The sequence below is a fragment of the Sphingobacterium sp. R2 genome, from assembly GCF_040760075.1.
GTDB lineage: Bacteria > Bacteroidota > Bacteroidia > Sphingobacteriales > Sphingobacteriaceae > Sphingobacterium.
This window is the reverse complement of record NZ_CP142884.1, coordinates 3,631,643-3,649,825: the sequence shown is the minus strand read 5'-3', so window position 1 is coordinate 3,649,825 and position 18,183 is coordinate 3,631,643. Positions and strand designations below refer to the sequence as shown.

At 43.1% G+C, this 18,183-nt stretch carries 17 protein-coding genes; 11 read left to right on the top strand and 6 right to left on the bottom strand.

All coding sequences use genetic code 11. From position 1 onward, the window contains the following. Positions 1 to 9: 9 nt before the first annotated feature. The 4 genes from VXM68_RS15050 to VXM68_RS15035 form a co-directional block, all read right to left on the bottom strand. Positions 10 to 972: a helix-turn-helix domain-containing protein gene (locus VXM68_RS15050; RefSeq protein ID WP_293952633.1), complete on the bottom strand. Its 963-nt coding sequence runs from the start codon at positions 970 to 972 to the stop codon at positions 10 to 12. 90 nt (positions 973 to 1,062) lie between these two features. Continuing rightward, positions 1,063 to 1,854: a heme ABC transporter ATP-binding protein gene (locus tag VXM68_RS15045; protein WP_367209224.1), complete on the bottom strand. Its 792-nt coding sequence runs from the start codon at positions 1,852 to 1,854 to the stop codon at positions 1,063 to 1,065. A 33-nt stretch (positions 1,855 to 1,887) separates the two neighbouring features. Beyond that, entirely contained in the window at positions 1,888 to 2,919 is a 1,032-nt protein-coding gene (locus tag VXM68_RS15040; RefSeq protein WP_293952629.1) for an iron ABC transporter permease, read from the bottom strand. 5 nt (positions 2,920 to 2,924) lie between these two features. Further along, positions 2,925 to 3,782, bottom strand: a complete 858-nt coding sequence (locus VXM68_RS15035) for a hemin ABC transporter substrate-binding protein (RefSeq protein ID WP_367209223.1) — start codon at positions 3,780 to 3,782, stop codon at positions 2,925 to 2,927. Between the two features lie 312 nt (positions 3,783 to 4,094). On the opposite strand from VXM68_RS15035, the gene VXM68_RS15030 reads away from it, so the two are divergent. The 11 genes from VXM68_RS15030 to VXM68_RS14980 all read left to right on the top strand — a co-directional run bounded on the left by VXM68_RS15030 (position 4,095) and on the right by VXM68_RS14980 (position 14,995). Further along, the gene (locus tag VXM68_RS15030; protein ID WP_367209222.1) at positions 4,095 to 6,473 is read left to right on the top strand and encodes a TonB-dependent receptor; all 2,379 of its coding nucleotides are present in this window, start codon (positions 4,095 to 4,097) and stop codon (positions 6,471 to 6,473) included. A 47-nt stretch (positions 6,474 to 6,520) separates the two neighbouring features. Further along, a complete protein-coding gene (locus VXM68_RS15025) occupies positions 6,521 to 7,276 on the top strand; it encodes an HmuY family protein (RefSeq protein WP_293952623.1) in 756 nt (251 codons plus the stop codon). 37 nt (positions 7,277 to 7,313) lie between these two features. Continuing rightward, positions 7,314 to 7,937, top strand: a complete 624-nt coding sequence (locus tag VXM68_RS15020) for a hypothetical protein (protein WP_075992429.1) — start codon at positions 7,314 to 7,316, stop codon at positions 7,935 to 7,937. Positions 7,938 to 8,210: 273 nt separating this feature from the next. Next, a complete protein-coding gene (locus VXM68_RS15015; RefSeq protein WP_088161409.1) occupies positions 8,211 to 8,951 on the top strand; it encodes an HmuY family protein in 741 nt (246 codons plus the stop codon). A gap of 39 nt (positions 8,952 to 8,990) precedes the next feature. Further along, positions 8,991 to 9,977 (top strand): hypothetical protein, encoded by a 987-nt coding sequence (locus VXM68_RS15010; RefSeq protein WP_293952616.1) that lies wholly within the window; start codon positions 8,991 to 8,993, stop codon positions 9,975 to 9,977. Positions 9,978 to 10,044: 67 nt separating this feature from the next. Beyond that, positions 10,045 to 10,614, top strand: a complete 570-nt coding sequence (locus tag VXM68_RS15005) for a hypothetical protein (RefSeq protein WP_367209220.1) — start codon at positions 10,045 to 10,047, stop codon at positions 10,612 to 10,614. Between the two features lie 162 nt (positions 10,615 to 10,776). After that, positions 10,777 to 11,697: a hypothetical protein gene (locus VXM68_RS15000; protein ID WP_293952612.1), complete on the top strand. Its 921-nt coding sequence runs from the start codon at positions 10,777 to 10,779 to the stop codon at positions 11,695 to 11,697. 74 nt (positions 11,698 to 11,771) lie between these two features. Next, positions 11,772 to 11,969 carry a hypothetical protein gene (locus tag VXM68_RS14995; protein ID WP_367209219.1) on the top strand — a complete coding sequence of 66 codons (198 nt, stop codon included), beginning with the start codon at positions 11,772 to 11,774 and terminating at the stop codon, positions 11,967 to 11,969. A 51-nt stretch (positions 11,970 to 12,020) separates the two neighbouring features. Then, positions 12,021 to 12,761: a cytochrome-c peroxidase gene (locus VXM68_RS14990; protein WP_367209218.1), complete on the top strand. Its 741-nt coding sequence runs from the start codon at positions 12,021 to 12,023 to the stop codon at positions 12,759 to 12,761. A 281-nt stretch (positions 12,762 to 13,042) separates the two neighbouring features. Next, positions 13,043 to 14,290 (top strand): S41 family peptidase, encoded by a 1,248-nt coding sequence (locus VXM68_RS14985; RefSeq protein ID WP_367209217.1) that lies wholly within the window; start codon positions 13,043 to 13,045, stop codon positions 14,288 to 14,290. A 141-nt stretch (positions 14,291 to 14,431) separates the two neighbouring features. After that, a complete protein-coding gene (locus VXM68_RS14980; RefSeq protein ID WP_294186481.1) occupies positions 14,432 to 14,995 on the top strand; it encodes a biliverdin-producing heme oxygenase in 564 nt (187 codons plus the stop codon). Between the two features lie 465 nt (positions 14,996 to 15,460). On the opposite strand, the gene VXM68_RS14975 is transcribed toward VXM68_RS14980, so the two are convergent. After that, complete coding sequence (locus VXM68_RS14975; RefSeq protein ID WP_367209216.1) at positions 15,461 to 16,447, bottom strand: metallophosphoesterase; 987 nt, start codon at positions 16,445 to 16,447, stop codon at positions 15,461 to 15,463. A 27-nt stretch (positions 16,448 to 16,474) separates the two neighbouring features. Continuing rightward, the gene (locus VXM68_RS14970) at positions 16,475 to 18,124 is read right to left on the bottom strand and encodes a RagB/SusD family nutrient uptake outer membrane protein (RefSeq protein WP_367209215.1); all 1,650 of its coding nucleotides are present in this window, start codon (positions 18,122 to 18,124) and stop codon (positions 16,475 to 16,477) included. Positions 18,125 to 18,183: the final 59 nt, after the last annotated feature.

Sequence of the window (18,183 nt, the reverse complement as noted above, 5' to 3'; positions counted from 1 at the left end):
AAAATTTAATTACATTTTGAGCTCGCCAGGCGAAATCCCATAATATTTTTTAAAAGCGCTGCTAAAGTTATTCTGATGTCCATAGCCCGTTAATAATGCAACCTCGTAAACTGTCATTTTGTCTTCCAAAAGATAGCTTTTGGCCTTTTCCATTCGTACCCGTATAAGGTAATCGTGGATAGTAACCGAAAAATACTCTTTAAAATCCTTTCGGAGTTTACTCTCACTGGTGAGTACCTCTGCAGCGAGTTCCTTTTGGGTTGGTGGATTTGCAATGCGTTGTTCCAAGATTTGCCGAGCCATCTCCAGGCGTTGCACGTCCTCTTCGTGGAATAATGAGTTACTACTTTCCTTCTTCTCGTTATATTGCTCAAATTGGTACATCAATAATTCAACAATACGCGATTCAGTATGCAATCGGCGGATCTCACCTTTCTTTTTGGATTCAATCAATTCAGCTATGGTATGCTGCATCTCGTAAGTTGCTATCAGGTCCTCTTCTGAGTACGATGTATACTCTCCCTTTTCGATCTCGTGCACAAATTGTTGATGCAACAGCGAGTCACGTTTAATCAGATTGAGATAATATTCCTTCGATATAACGGCTATAAAGTAAGTATATTCGATTCCAGGCTCTACATCATGAATAGATTTAATCGAAGGAATATAACGGATATTGTGTCTGCTCATACCATAGGGTAGTTTACTGTCTGTCGGCTTAAAAAATATAAACTGACTTGTGATTGTCTCCCCTTCAATCTCCGTAAGCACTTGTACAGGCCGATCAAACTGCATCTTTGAATGCAAGATAAACAATCCTGAAGTGGATAGCTGGAAATTCTTCATATGCACAGGATCCTTGGATATGGATACTCTATTTTCCACTAAAGGTTTGTCAGGAACATAACTATCCGGAATCTCCTCTTCAAAAAGCCAATCTGATAACTCTACTATTTTACTTTTAACCAACATGATTACAAATACAAAATATGTCCGAAATACTCAAAATTAAAGAAATAAGTTGGCACGTTAAAATTATTTATAATCTTTCTAAATAAAAACCTAACCCAGATCAATATCCATTTCCTCCAACTGAACATACGGTTTCAATGTTCTTGGATTCATAATGACGTTTGATTCCACCGAAAAGATGGTATAAATTTCCTTTTGGGCGAGCACCTCTACAGGCGTTCCATGAAAAAGCTTACGCCCATTTTTTAGCATGAGGATACGATCGGCATACATTGCCGCAAAATTGACATCATGCACAATCAGCACGACCATAAATCCTTTACGGGCAAGCGCACGGGCTATCGCAAGGACTTTCTGCTGATAGTGTAAATCGAGGGCAGAGATTGGCTCATCCAATAACAGCAGTGAATCCGGATTGTCCCAGACCTGTGCCAAGATGCGTGCAAGATGGACACGCTGCTGTTCGCCACCCGATAAGCTCAGAAAATCCCGCTCAGCGAAAGCCGACACCCCACAAAGCTCCATGGTTTCCGCAACGACACTATAGTCATGTTCTTTCGGTGTATTCTTGTAATGCGGATACCTTCCCATCAGCACAATTTCCTTCACGTTAAAGCTTAGCGTCATCTGCTGCTGCTGGCTCAACAGCGCCCTGCATTTAGAGAGCGTCGCTGGGTCATATGTTGATAAAGCCCTTCCATTAAGATGAACAGCTCCCGAATCAGGCTTCTTTTCACCACAAAGCACCCCAATCAGCGTAGATTTACCAGCGCCATTGGCTCCTAGAATTGCTAGAACTTCACCTTTGCGCACCTGAAAGGTAATATCCTTCAGGAGCTTTCGTCCGTTCACTTCATAGTTGATCTTCTCTACACGTAGCATAATGCGATTATTTTTTAAGCTTCTGCCAAAAGGCTATTTATCTTTGATTAAAATATACAAGAATACAGGTGTACCCAGTAATGCTGTAATCACGCCGATGGGCAATTCGATGGGTGCCACAGCGACCCGGGCGATCACATCCGCCAATGTCAACACCAGTGCCCCTAATAGCAATGAACCAGGAAGCACAAATCTGTGATCCGCCCCACCCATCAGGCGAACTGTATGTGGAACAATCAATCCCACAAATCCGATGATGCCCGATACGGCAACAGAAGCTCCCACTGCTAATGTGGAGAGGATGACAACCCATCGTTTGACACGGTCCGTGCGCATCCCCAATAGATCTGCCTGCAGTTCCCCCAATGCAAAAGCATTTAGCGACTTACCAAAAAAGGGCAATATCAATATCGGGATCAAAATAAATGGCGCCAAAGCCGTTAAGTTATTCCAAGTAGCACCGCCCAAACTGCCCAGCATCCAGAAAGTGATGGTACGCAACTGCTGTTCTGTAGACAGATAAGTCATCAAACCTGTTAGCGCCCCCGCAAATGCATTAATAGCAATCCCCGCCAATAACATGGTGGTTACATTGGGGCGCCCGTTCTTGCTTGCAATACGGTAAACGAGAAAGGCTGTTAAACCCGCCCCCACAAACGCACCAAAAGCCAATAAATAATAACCGATCCAGGCAGATAATGAAGTAAAGAGGAAAGTCTCAAAGGCAATGATCAATACCGCAAAAAGAGACGCTCCTGACGAAATCCCAATCAGTCCTGGTTCAGCCAGCGGATTACGGAATATACCTTGGATTGCAGCACCGGATATACCAAGCGCTGCACCTACCAAAAGTCCGAGCAAAAGACGCGGCATACGAATCTCAAAAAGAACATCTCCTTGCATATCAGGCACACTGCTGGCACTCCCCAAGTGCAATTTTTGCATCAACATCGTTAAGATATCAGCGGACGGAATATGATAAGCCCCCATCCCCAAGGCAACGATACTGACAACAACCAATACCAGGCCCAAAGCCAATAGGATAAATTTCTGCTTCTTTTGCACCGGCTTTATTTTGAATCCATTACTTTTCCAAATCCATGGTGCAATGCTAAGATTGCGTCAGGCAGCCGGTTACTGAAATTGACCAGTAGTGAGGCATTCATCACCAAGATACGGCCGTTTTTACCCGCATTCGTAATACGCATGCCCGGCAATTTGAGGATAGCATCCTCTCCGCCAAGACTACTCGCGCCAAAATCAAATAGCAACACAATATCTGGATTGGCCTGCACCAGCGCTTCCGTCGTATAGGGCTTGAAATCCGAAAATTCCTGAACCGCATTTTTACCACCAGCCAGATTAATCATCGCATCCAGGCTACTGCCCTTACCTGCCACACTCATGGTACCTGTACCACGGGCATATAAAAACAATACTTTGGGCGCTGCTTTACCCTGAGTTTCCTTCTTTACTAATTCCATGGTATGATCCAAGCTTACTTTCGTGCGGGAAACCAGATTTTTACCGGCGGCAGATTCACCGACGGCATCTGCGACCTCCTGGATGTAACGAAGTGCCCCCGGAACAGAATAATTTGGTTTAATGGAGACGAACTTCACACCAGCCGCACGGATCTGCTGAATGACCGATTTGGATACATCGCCTTCATTCGCAATGACGATGCTCGGTTTAAAAGATAACAGACCTTCGGCCGAAACCGACCGATTTTTGCTTACCCTCGGCAAGGCTGCAGCCGCTTTGGGCGATATACTTGTCACATCGGTAGCGACCATGCGCTCGCCTACTCCCAGTCCGTAGATCGTTTCGGTCAACGAACTGTTTAACGTAATGATTCTCTGCTGTGCCGTCGCCCATCCACCGATTTGCATCACAAAACACAGTATAACAACATAAAATCTACTCATCGTAATTTTTTATCTCCATGATGACGATAGCGGATTTCCAGGAATGGTTTTCGCATCTCGCCTTTCAACTTGAGTACAAAACAAATCAATAATCAGTCTAAATACAAATTATATCGAATCTTTCAGAATAGCACACCACAACATAAAAAGAAGTATAAAATACTAATAAACAACAATATAACCCTTAAAATATACTACTTTTCAGTCCGCAAAAAACGGATTAAATAGAATTTATGACATTTTGCATAGAGAAAAATTCAGACGGATTACCGTTTTTTGTAACATTATTTAGAATTAGTAAAAATAAAAATAGTGTTTAGAAGCATCTCATCTATTCGAACAAGCACCCTGATCGCCTTATGTGCCTGCCAGGTTTATACCCTGCAAGCACAGGAAAAATGGAAAATCTCCGGTGTATTGAAAAACGAATCCAATAAAGGCGTAGCCAATGCGACCGTATATCTTTATCCGGACAAATATGCTTTTAAAACAGATACTGCAGGGAGATTTCAATTTAGTCAGCTCTATGCTGGGCGCTACGAATTACAGGTACAGGCCATGGGTTATCAGCAGTACCGTCAAGTTATCGATTTGGAAGACAAAAATCAGCAGTTGAGCATTGTGTTAAAAGCTGAAGAAAGGCAGATGGATGTAGTTGATGTGCAGGGTAAAGCGCAGGCTGTAGACAATCTCGTTAAGGCCGAAAATGCCGCCATGCCCGTTAAAGTCATCACCAAACGTGAAATTGAGCTTATGGGCAGCCGCCGACTGGATGAAGTTCTAAAAGAACAGACGGGTATAGCCATCGTCAACGATATTGCCGGGGGCTCCCGAGCCGTCGGTGTACAGATCCAGGGATTCAGCAGCAACTACGTGATGGTCCTTGTAGATGGACAACCCATGCTGGGGCGCAACAGTGGCAATTTTGACCTATCCCGTATCTCGGTGACCAACATCGAACGTATCGAAATCATCAAAGGCGCATCCTCCTGCTTATACGGCAGTGACGCATTAGGTGGTGCGATCAATATCATTACTCGCCATGGTGCAATCACACCACAGGCACAGGCATCGCTTCTTTATGGCAGTCTCAATACCGTTGATGCAACGCTGGAAGCCGAAACACCTTTTGCTAATCAACGCGGGAGCGCCGTCTTTTCGGGCAATTACTACCGCACGGATGGTTTTAATACCGACAAGCAGTATCTGGACTCCAAGAGCACCACATTTCCACCCTATACCAACTATAGTTTCCAGGGGCGAGTGCGTTATCGTACAAGCAAAAATGGCACTTTGGGCGTTACAGGGCGTTATGCAGCCCGAGAATCTGAAATGATCAATGCATGGTCCGAATCGGCCGCACTACAGGATAAACAAAAAGATCAGGACATCAATCTTTCGGCGAGTTACGACCATAATTTCGAGTCGGGACTGCGCAGTATGACGCGTTACTATTTCTCGCGTTTCCACTCCCAGATTGCCGCACAATGGTTGCAACAAAGTATTGTTGCAAGTGCCGAGCAATTCGGTCAGAATGTACACCGCATTGAACAGCAATTTGCGTATAGCCCCGCGCAGCAGGTCAAACTTACCGGTGGTGTAGGCGGCAGTCTTGAACTGATGGACAACCAGGATCTGGATGCCAAGCGCTCTTTGAACAGCGCATTCGCCTATTTGCAGACCGAATGGAAACCTGTAGACCGCTTATTGACGACGCTGGGTCTACGCTACGATCAGACCAATGTCTACAATGGCCATCTGAGTCCAAGTTTGGGTATACAATACCATGTCAGCCCTAAGCTTTTGATCAAAGGTGGTATCGGAGCAGGATTTAAGGCACCCGACTATAAGATGCGCTATCAGGTCTTTTTCAATCCAGCAGCCAACTATTTGGTCGTCGGTTCAGAGAGCGTAGCCGATGTGATTGCAGCCATGGATCAAGCCGGAGAACTGAGTTATAAAAACAGCTATATGCTCAATTTGGTAGCGGGTAATCTCAAAGCCGAAACCAGCATTTCAAACAATATTGGAATTACTTGGAGTCCGTCCAATAGATTTCAGGCCGATTTCTCGGTCTTCTACCATCGGATCAACAATCAGATCAACACAGTCAGTGTAGGTAACGGGACCAAAGTAGCACAGATCTATAGCTACCGCAACCTGCCCAAAGCCATGAACAAAGGTTTTGAAGTTTCATTGACCTATCAGGCGACCAAAGATCTGCAATTGTCGATGGGCTATCAATACCTGATTGCCAAAGACTTGAGTGTTTTGGATAGTATTGCCAAGGGAAGTTATCCCTATAACCAGATCAACGATCCCGCTACAGGCGAATATCGCCAGAGTAAAAAATCGGATTATTGGGGTATTGAGGACCGTTCGAGACACATGTTCAATGCAAAAGCCCAATATGAATATAAACCCTGGGGCGTCAATGTCAATGCGCGTGTCAATTTCAGAAGTGCCACACCTTTTCAGGAATACAATGGCAACCAGTTTATCGACAAATATGACATCTTTATCCCCTATCATACACTGGTGAATATGACGGTAGAAAAGAGTCTGATGAACCGCAGATTGACACTGCGTCTGATCGGTGACAATTTATTCAATTTTACAAGCCGTTATTTACTTGGGCAACCTGGACGCGTTATTATGGGCGGCGTGAGCTACCGTTGGATAAAAGAATAATAAGGACTAATGAACAAGAATTTAGCACACAAAGTACAAGATAAAAGATGAGAACGATTCGCATGATTATTGGAGAATGTAGCATCTGGCTTTCCTTTCACAAGATTGGCCGTTGTATTTTTTCAGCACTATTGTTATTGACAGTGGTATCCTGTGGGAAAGATAAAGACTATACGATCGGATTAGAAGATGGCAAAAGTACAATGATCAAAGATCTTGCTGGCGATACCGATGCAGCCATGGGCGAAGGTACTGAAGGAAAAGAGCAAAGACCATTTTTTATATTTCTTTTTCGTTTTAAAGATCAAAAGCAAATATGGGTTAAGACCAAAGCCGATTCTGCGCAGTGGCTTAAAACAAAGGATTGGGATATTGCCTTTACAGGTCCTTATAATTCAGAGATCTATGTGAACAATTCCCAGCATGAATACAATCCGGGTTATGGCGGCCAGGCAAATAATACCGCTGTGGTTTTACTGCGACAAGCCTATCAGAGTGTCACTGTAGCCCCTTCGGATGAAGAGTTTAATAAAAGTGAAGTAAACAAAATTGGCTGGGCAGCAACAGATGGTTCGGATGGCTGGTTTCGCTATAGTTTGAGCACCCATATTATGCAGGCGCTCCCCAATCGTACCTATGCGATTCGCTTACCCGATGGCAAATATGCCAAATTACAGCTGATCAATGCCTATAAGGGAAACCCAGCGGCGGTAACCAACCTAAATTGGCCTGCCCCATACTATACATTTAGATATTATGTACAGCAGGATGGCAGCAAAGACTTAAATACAAACACATTATAATAAGATAATAAGGAAAAATTACACAATTAAATTAAAGATGAATAGATTATTTACAACAGCAGCACTACTATGTGCATTGAGTTTAGGTTTTACTTCTTGTAGCAAGGACGAGGCAGTGGTAGAGGAGCCAACGGAGCAACCAGAAGAAAAGCCTGAGGACCCAAAACTTAGTGATGAGACAGCTGTTTCATCAACTGCAACAATCGCAGTTCCTTCTGGCGTAAAGACTTTTTATGATTTTAAAACAAATACTGTTCAGGAAGAAACTAAGAGTATGATCAATCTTTCGGGGATGTATGGTTCAACTTTACAAAACACTTCATCAGATAATTATAAAATGGGCTATTTTGATCAGGCAAACACGAGTATTGAAAAGCTGACACTAACATCGGTATTAGCAGCCAACATCACTTTGACTGACAAACTCGGCATTGATGCGTCAAGTGCCGGAGCACCGGTGACAGGCCCAACATGGATTATCTATGATTTTGCAAACAATCATGCTGTCTACCCTACTGCCAATCGGTACATCGTAATGTACAAAGGTGAGAAATTGAATAACGAAGCAGATGAGCTTTATGTAATTCAAGCAGGCGGCATTACTGCAGCTAATGGAAATGCAACCTATAACATCAATTTTAAAAAGTTTGTTAAACAGTAGTAAACTGAAATATAAGTTTGAGAAGGTCTATTGAGAAGGCCTAAAGAAACATACTAGCAAATCAGCTGATTAAAATTCCAGCTGCTTTTGTTAACCAAAAATCAAAAACCGAAAAAAATATATTAAATACCAATTTTCATACATACTTTATCAGCAAAAGATTTTATCTTTACTATTATTTAGAATCAATTTAAATAAAAATACCATACTAACAACCATACTACATGTATAGAAAAGGGACAAAGTATCGACTAACACAAAAAACTAGTAACAATGAAAATAAAGAAACGCAGCAACCTATTAAAATTCATACCGGTATTGGCATTTTTAATTGTGTTGGGGGCCTGTAGCAAAAGCGAGCCCACAGTAGTAGAGCCTGAACCAGATCCTGTTGCACCAGAAGCTATGTTTAACCGCTTGATTACGGTTAAGAACTTTGGCGAAGACTTACCTGCTGGGAGTGCACCAACCACGGCGCAATCACCAATATATTACAGCCTGGAACAGAACAAAGCTGTGACACCGGATTATAAACTAACCGCACGATGGGACATCTCTTGCTCAGAAATATACCGCAGTTTTATCAATTGCAACAATACAGCAAATGGATTTGGTAAAGGTGGCCCAGGGAAAGGCGGTATACTCATTGTGAAGAAAAAATTTGAAGATGTAATCGATATCCCTTCAGACGCCGAGTTTCGCAAAGGTGAAAAAGCATATGGTACAGATGATTCAGGAGCATTTGGTGAAGGTCTAGGTTGGTATTTATATGATTTTGATGGCGTAATCAAAGGTGGTGGAGCCGAAAACAAAAAACACGTTTGCTATCCTATCGAAAACAATACATTGATCGTCCGTACAGCCCAGGGGAATTATGCCAAGATCAAGATACAAAGTATCTATAAAGACCTCTTGGATCCAAAAGATTGGTTTAAAGATTCACCAACACCCTACTTTTCTTTCCAATATGTACTTGCCAAAGCTGGCAGTACCAAATTTACAATCACTAACTAAAAAAATAAGCATAGCTTACTTATTAGACACTAAACTAACATGAAAAGAATATACAGCATTTTAAGCTTCCTTTTTGTAGGATTGCTGCTAACCCGCTGCACCAAAACGGAAGAACTAGCCTTACTTCCAGCAGATAAAATACTGGAATACAAAGTCACCAATCTTCCAAATGACGAAGTTATTTATGGAGCCATCGACAATGAGGCCAATACCATTACGGTTTATGTCCCCTACTACTACGGTCTATTGGTGATAGATCCGAACATTAAACTCTCCAATGGAGCCAGTATAGCCGAAGAAATTTTGCCTGTTAAAACAGATGAAAAGAACCAGACGTATACTGTAAAGTCCGCTACAGGTACCACAAGAACCTATAGCTTAAAGATTGAATTGCAAAGTACACCATCTTTTGAAGCGACTTTTGCATCGACATCTTCTATTTCGCTTACAAAAGGCCCTGGAGGTGCTTTTCCAGCCATTAATGGAACCTTTATGCATACCAATCCTTCATTGGTGAGTATTGCATTGATTAATCAAGAAACCAAGGAGCGATTTAAGATGGCTACGCCCAATAGCTTGAAAGTTTCGGTGATTGGATACCAATTAAGCTATACGGGTACCGAACGGGAAAACCGCATTCCATCTGATATTAAAGCAGGCATTTATGATGTAGAGGTGACCAACATCAACCATACCATTACATTAGCCAATCCGCTCAAAATTACATATCGTCAACCGGATGTAATTGTTAGCTTATCGGGTCTAAATTTGGCAAAAAATAAAGACTGGACCATTAAAGCCAACTTAGATAAAGTGATTTTAGATCCGACAGCTGTTATTATGACACTCAATGGAAAGGATTATCCATTGACCATTAAATCTTATAACCGTACCGAAATGACGGTTTCCTTACCAACAAATCTTCCAATCGGAACCTTTGATAACTTACAGATCAAATTCCAATTTAAAGACTGGGCCGATGTTGTAAAGACACAGTTGTCTCCAAGTACAATAACGGAATCATAAACAAGCATCCACAGTATGCCATGGTGGCATCAAAATTAAATAAATTAAAACAAGAGGAGATCTCGATATGAACTCAAACATCAAAACTATCTTAAAATCTGCTATGGCCGTGACTGTGCTATCGGCAGCAGTATGGGCAGCAGCCCCAACAAAAGAATCAGCAACAGTTCCTTTAGCGCTGAACCAAGCTAAGGCAAATAGTAACTACACTGTTGTAGGTCAATGGTGGAGCCCAGCAGCTGCAGCAACTTGGCCTGCAGTCTATGTAGACCTTGCTACAGGTGCACAAAGCTTAAGTAGCTCTGGCCAAGTTGCATTCTTTAGCCATGTAAATGGTTCGATCAAGGCTAATGGATCTTATTCGATCAGAACGGTAGCAAAAGACATCGCTTCCGTTACAGCATCAGATTGGGCAACAGCGACTCCAGTATCATCACAGGGTAGTGGCGAATGGTATGAATATGATTTAGATAGCCATGCAAACCAAGCAATCCAACCTTTGACAGTGTTGGTCGGAAATTCTTCCGGAGCTTCGTATGCTGTTAAGTTAATTAATTTTACAAATGTTGGCCAACAAGTAGTGGCAGGTCAATTACAAGTAAAAGCAGATACCAGTATCGAAGTTAAGGCATTATAGTCCTTCCTATTTAATGAATGAAAGATTCCGCAACCTGGTGGATGGGGTGCGGATCTTTATAACCTAATCATCATCCGCATAACGATTTTTTAACCAAAAAAAATTATGCAACACTCATTTTTGAAAAAACAAATACATATCATTCAATTTCTAGCTATTTTTATGCTAGCATTAACATGCTGGTCCTGTAAAACCGAATACCCCAGCCTACCCTACAACGACATCGAATCCTTTAGCATTCAGGATGCTGATGGCAAAACTTTGTCAGCCAGTATTGTGAATGACCAGATTATCTTATATTGGCCACCCTTGGTGGAGCAGCCCGAAAGCATTACGCCCACTATTAAAATTTCGGAATTAGCGACAATTACTCCTGCATCTGGGACAGCAATACAGTTACAATTCGACAAACCAATTACCTATACTGTGCGGGCACAAGATGGTTCCAGCAAAAATTATACATTGGTATTCCAGTACAACCAGCCGCTGGTACAGGCAGAAATGAATCTGCTTGAAGGCAAATATTACCTTAGTTACCCAAAAAATGAGGATTTGGTAGTACGAGGAGAAAATATTTTGCCAGACGAGGCACAAACCAAGGGCTATCTGGTCGATAAAGATGGAAAAGAGACCTTACTTTCTTTTTCTCAACCTCCAACATCTTTCATTGCACAATTTAATACTCCAGAAGATCTCAAACCAGGCAAATACCACATCAAACTGATCTCCGGACGTTACACGAAACTCACCGATGCTTTTGAAGTATTCTTACCAACATTATACAACGTCATACAATGGCAAGGTATGTTTTATACTGGCAAAAAGGGCGGCGACTTGGTGCTGAACATAAATAGTAAAGAGACTTATGAACTTTATTTCAAGGCAGATTTTGACCATTTTATAGCGATTGATAACCTCAATAACGAATATACTATCAACAATGTAGTGTTTGATGTTGCAACGATGACAATAAAGCTACCCATTCCCGTATCTGTACGGGGAAACGCAATTAAATCCTTGAAGATGATGGATAAAAACGGGAAGTTATTGTCAGAAGGTGATTTTAGTATCACTTTAAATTAATTAACGTCTTGCCTAGGGTATTTTTGAGCGCGTATTTTCGCTATCACGGAAGGCAATTGATCGTAGCATGTTTCGTGGCACTGATACTATGCAGTTGCAGCAAGAGCGCTTCTGTTCCAGAAGAGCCTACAGCTCCTACTTTGCCAGAAGAAACCTTACGCCAACAATATAGTAAATCGGCAGAAAAATGGCCAGCTGCCGCTTGGTACAACAATATCAAGGTACGTGAACTGGCCGCTTTACCCGAAAACCCATCGAAAGATAAGGCCTAGCTAATAGCACTTGGCAAAGCCTTATTTTTCGACCCCCGCACCGGTAATGGCATGAAGACTTGCGCTTCATGTCATAATCCGGACACCTACTGGATCGACCAAAAAACAACGGCAGATGGTATCGCACTGCATCACCGCAATACACCTTCCATGGAAAATGTCTGGTACCTGGAAGGGAAACTCTTCCACGATGGCCGCGCAATGACTTATCGAGAGCAGATTGCCGAAGCCATCAACTCCGCCATCGAAATGGGCGGAAATACAGCTGCTTTATCCGCTAAGCTGCAAGCTATACCAGGCTACCTCAGTTTATATGAGGCGGCTTACTCGAGCCAAACGATGAGCGTCGAAGGATTACTGGATGCCATAGCAGCGTATTCAAGATCAATCAGCAGTGGTGAAACCGCCTTGGATAGGTTTATCAAAGGGGATTATCAGGCGTTAAATGATGCACAGCTTGAAGGTCTCCACCTGTTTCGAACCAAAGGGAAATGTATCGACTGCCATAATGGTGCCTTCTTTACCGATCTCGATTTTCATAACCTGGGTTATGCTGTTACCAGCAAAGTTGCCTTGGACAATGGTCGCTTTGAGGCAACAGGACTGGAAACAGACAAAGGTAAATTTCGTACGCCGGGCCTGCGCAATGTAGTCCATACTGCACCCTACCTGCAAAATGGTAGTATTGCAAGCTTAAGTGAACTGATCAACCTGCTGAGTCAGGGCATGCCCAAAAATCAGGACAACAGATCAATGGCACCTTATCGCCGCATATTCAAAACATCCGATTGAGCAGTAAAGAACAGGAAAATATCGTGGCTTTTTTGGAGAGCTTATCGAGCGTACCGACCAAGACCGAGCGGCCAGTATTGCCCTAAAATAAAAAATCCCAAAGGGACTAGCTTTGGGACATTTGAGTACTCCACATCCGCGGAGGCATCAAAAATTAAATAAATTGGCACAAAATTAGGCTTTTATATTAAATAAAAAAGTATAAAAGTATTAAATTTCAGATAATTATCCATTTGTAGCGAATCAGCTACAAATATATAGGACAAAATGCGCATCAAATTATGAGTCAAATCCGCCCAATAACTGGTTTATTTATTATAGTAGCCGCTACCTCGGCCTGCCAGCAAAACAGTAGAACAGCGACTTCACCCGATGAACTTATTAGTCCAAAAACAGGAACAAAAAAAGAACTCACACTCGATTCTATATACCTGTATGCCAAACAGCTCTACCGCTGGCAGGAATCTCTCCCTTCGTATACCACTTTTGATCCGCGGGGAAAATATGCCCAAATAGAACCCGAGCAAACGGCCTACGAGCGTGAACTTTTTGCACTCAGCCAATATGCCTTGCGCAAGAATGATAAACCCTATGAATGGTCGACCATTCCCAATAAGCCCAAATATTCATATCTGGAACGCCGTCGGACAGAAAAGAAAAGTAGCGGTCACATGGGTAGCACCACCACACCCTATCGGTATGCGACACACCTTTCTTACTGGACCGCAGGTAATAAACGGATTGCTTATGTATACATCCCCTCTTTTCCAGAGCTCCAGACAGTGAAGACCGAACTGGATCAACTTGCGGCCGAACTCGCACAGCAGCAAATTACTCATCTCATCCTCGATCTACGTCATAACGGTGGCGGTTATGTGGAAACAGCCGAATATCTAGCCAACCTCATTAGCCCGGCCAGACTGGATAAAAAAGTGATGTTTAGCGAGCAATTTCATCCGAATGTACAGCAAGGCAAAGCAAAACTACTCCTTAAACAACCCTATCTGGATGCCAGTGGCAAAGTGGTTCAATACAAAGGACGCCTTGCGACAATGGCTGATGTGGATTATAGTGAAAAAGCCAATACGCATTACTTTATCAAAAAGGGACATTTCAATTCACTACAGCAGCTGTCATGCATTGTATCTGAACGCACGGCTTCGGCAAGTGAATTACTGATCAGCAGCTTCAAACCTTATATTCCGATACGCCTGATTGGTCAGCAGACTTTTGGCAAACCCGTAGGTTTTTTTTCAGTCCAAATAGGAGATTTCGATGTATACCTGGCTTCATTTCTCATCCGGAATGCCAATGGCTGGTGTGATTATTTTGATGGCATACCCGTCGACCTGGCCTTAGCTCCGGTAGAAACCTCCCGCCATCCCGGGGATCCAAAGGAAGCCTGGCTTGCAGCAGCGCTAAAGGACATTACAAAAGACGAAAACCGCACAGCAATTTCGTCTGTTACTTATTTTCCGTTGCCAGCAGACGAAAATTTGCTACTTAAAACAAATTTTAGATTAAAGTAAGAAACTTATTGCAGCTGGACTTTGTCATACTTATGTTTAAATTAAAACCATTTTTCATAGATGATAAAGCAGAAAACAGCATAAATTTGTGGAAATAAATACGAATCTTTGTATAGAATCGTTATAAATAAAAATAAGAACATGTTAAGTCAACATATCAAAGAGCAAACGCACGCAGCTCACCAAAACGTAGAAGGAACGATCGTGCGCCAATTGAAAAATATTCGTTCTGAAGCAGATTACGCAGAAGTATTGAAAGGCTTTTATGCTTATTTCCGCGCCGTAGAAGATAGCATCGCTCCTTTTGTAACCGCAGAAGTATTGCCAGATTTGGCCGAACGCCGCAACTCATCTTACATCAAAAGCGATATCGAAGCTTTGGGTGGTAACGTAGATAACTTGCCGGAAGCAAATGCTCCAGCTGTAGCAAATATACAAGAAGCACTTGCATCATTATATGTTTTGGAAGGTTCCATCATGGGTGGTCCGTATATCGTGCAGATGCTCAACAAATATGGCGTTACCAAAGGAACTTCTTTCTTCGAAGGTTATGGCGAAAATAGCCGTGAGATGTGGGCTGGATTTACAGCGGTATTAAACAAATATTCAGAAGATCCTGCCACTTATGATCGCGCAGTAGAGATTGCAAACCAAACTTTTTATAACTTTGGCGAAGTATTCACTCCTATTGCTAGTGCAAACTAAAATAAGTGCACCGGTGTTTATTTCCTTAGATGGAGCAAAAAAACAACAAATCAAAATGGCTTAAGCGTGCCGGAATTGGAGCATTTCTCTTCTTTCTGGCTAAAGGACTCGTATGGCTCGCTGTATTCTTTTTCGCAGCGAAGTCCTGCAGCATATCTATTTAACACAACGTGTGAAGCATTCCTCTGACGCGCAAAAAATGCGTCAGAGGAATGTTTCTTTTTTAACCCAGGTTAGTCTGTTTTTTTTACCTCGAGCGCCAATGTATTCGGGTTGTGCTCGTACTGTGTTCGGACCACCTTCGGAGCTCAACAATCTGGTGATCATTATTGACCAAATCCCGAACAGGTAATTCCTGTTCAGGGTCTGTACGATAGCTGTACAGCACCTGTACAATATCTGTATCGCATCCGAATAAGGTACGAAGCAGGTACGAATCTGCTCCATACCGCCTGCCCTCTGACTTTATACTTTTGTAAGCACTGTCCGATACAGCTCTATACCCTCATGGCTGATAACCTGACAAGCTATTTCTTCGCTACTGATCGAGAAAGAGAAAAACCCGTATTGATCTTTCGCAAAACGACTATACGGCAGATCGGTTTTTACAAGCGTTACCTCTGATCCTGCCCCGGAGATAAACTGATGAAACTTCTTGCCTTCCACTTTTAAGTGCTGCAGCGAATGTTCATGTCCTGAAAGGTAGATATCTACTCCTCGCTTTTCAAAGATAGACTCCAAGACTTTTCGAACCGCCAGGGTGTCGTAATTCGTCGTCCGCGGCCCCGCCGTATACAGGGGATGATGACCGACGACAATTTTCCAATGGGCATCCGAGTTTTCCAGTAGCTGATCTAGCCAGGCCACCTGTTTTTCGGGTTGCTGTCCCGCAACATGTGGCCCATACTCGCTGTTACTGTAAAATTCAGGAATCATCGGATTAGTATCGATAAAGGCCATCAGTACTTTTTTCCCATCCTTAAGCGCAAATGTCTTGCTGTAATAACGCGCAGGCATCTTCCAACGTCTGCTGATCGTACTATAACGTACCTGTGCATCGGGATCTGATTTATAATCGTGGTTTCCCAAAATGGGATACCAGTCCCATTGCAGCGAAAATGCGGTATAGATATTTTCAAACGAATAATGCCACAGGGGATCATATTCACTGACCACTCCGGAAGGGTAAAAATTATCACCGGTAGAAATGATAAAGTCATTGGGATGCTGATCGGCCCATTGGCCCATCTGCCCCGCTACAGCCAACTGATGGTCGGCACCATTGCGTCCCCAGTCGCCTACAGCCATAAAATGGAGATCATAGGCATCTCTGGGTTTCAAAAGCTGTTGTATATCTTCGCTTTCAAGTTGCGTAGGTTTTGTCAGACCGAAGCTACTGAGCGTAATTCCGCCCAGGCCGGCTGTAATCGCCGTGCCCAGGGAATTTTTCATAAAAGTTCTGCGTTTCATCAATAGATTTTAATAACCAGGATTCTGTTGCCAGTGGGTGTTTACGTTTAATACAGTTGTTGGTACAGGGAAAATACGACGGAACTTCTCGCTCATGCTGGCAGGATACAGCGATCGGAATCCCCAGTTATCTTCAAATTTTCCGTAACGGATCAGGTCATTTCTACGCCAGGACTCATCAGCAAACTCACGTGCCCGCTCATCCAACACATCTTGTAGACTTGGGGCAGCCGTGAGTACAGGTGCATTGACATAGGCTCGGATCTGATTAACCAAAGATTGTGCGGTCTGACCATTGGTCGCGGTAGCCCCACGGAGTATAGCCTCCGCTTTCATCAACAGGATATCGGCATAGCGAAATACAGGTACATCATTGCTCTGATTACGCTGATTGGCTGATGTAACGGCTACGTCCATATAAAACTTAATGGATCTGTACCCCATCGAGCGTCCCTTTTGGTCGTTACCTACATTCAGCGTGGCCGCACCATCCGAACGCAAAGTAATTTCTTTAGTGGTCTCCAATTGCCAATCAAACTGCGCATCTGCATCCGCAGCATTATAATCCTGATCTATGCCGCGTTTGGAAGTTCTGATCAGAAAAGGACGAGTCTTATCTTCTGTATAATTTGACCAATAATATTGCTTACCGCCGATGTATGAGGCATTTCTTTCGTCGCCTGCCAGATTAAATTTCTCCAAATAGCTTGGTAATACACGAAAAGTCCCCCCAACACTTTGAGGCAATGTTGCAAACTGATTTTGGGCACTTCGATGTATCCAGAAGCGCGAATAAGTCATACCCTGCTGTTTTTCACGATCATAGGGTATGGCAAATATAAAATCCTTTACCTGATAACCATTATCGGGGCGAAACTTGGCCATAAACTTGTGGCTTGTCAGGTTGAACTGTCCTGAGGAAATAATCTGGTCGCACATCGCAACCACATCATTTAATTTTTCATTTTGTGTACTTGGATTGTAATTGGCTACGTCCGTAGCCGTATAAACAGCCCAGTTGAGGTACAACTTAGCCAGCAATGCTTCGGCCATATATTTCGTTGCTTTTCCATATGTTGCTACCGAAACCGTGGTCGGTAACAAATCCTTCACCGCAAGCAATTCGGCCTCAATAAAACGGCAAATTTCAGCACGGCTTGAACGTGCGGGGACAGCATCAACAGGCCCTGTGATCAACGGTGCGGCGCCAAAATTATCCATCAGTATAAAATAATAATAAGCACGGATTGCGCGGGCAGGTGCCGTCAGCTTTTCTTTATCTTCCCCGAATAATGCAATGGCATTATTGGCTAAGGTGATTCCAGTGGAAGCATCGTTCCAGATACTTGGTAAGAGGCCGTTGTCTGCGTTCCAATTGTGCAGATGGAATTCGCGGTATCGACCGCCATCAAACCAGTCTGTACCCATGGAAACACTCACTGCTTCATCTGCCGAGAGTGTTTGGACCATCCAATGATCGCGCCCCATTGCGCCACGATAGGCGGCATATACATCGGCAAGAATTGCCTCGGCTGCACGTTCCGAATCCGGAAATTCCGTCAGTTGTGATTTTATATCAACATCCAGATCGGTACAAGATCCCAGCGAAAAACTCAATGCTGATAAGGTTAATAAACGAATTAATAGTGTTGGTTTCATATAAATTAGTTCTTGTTCTATAGGCCATGTGGCATGCTCCATTTATGTCAACAGGATTG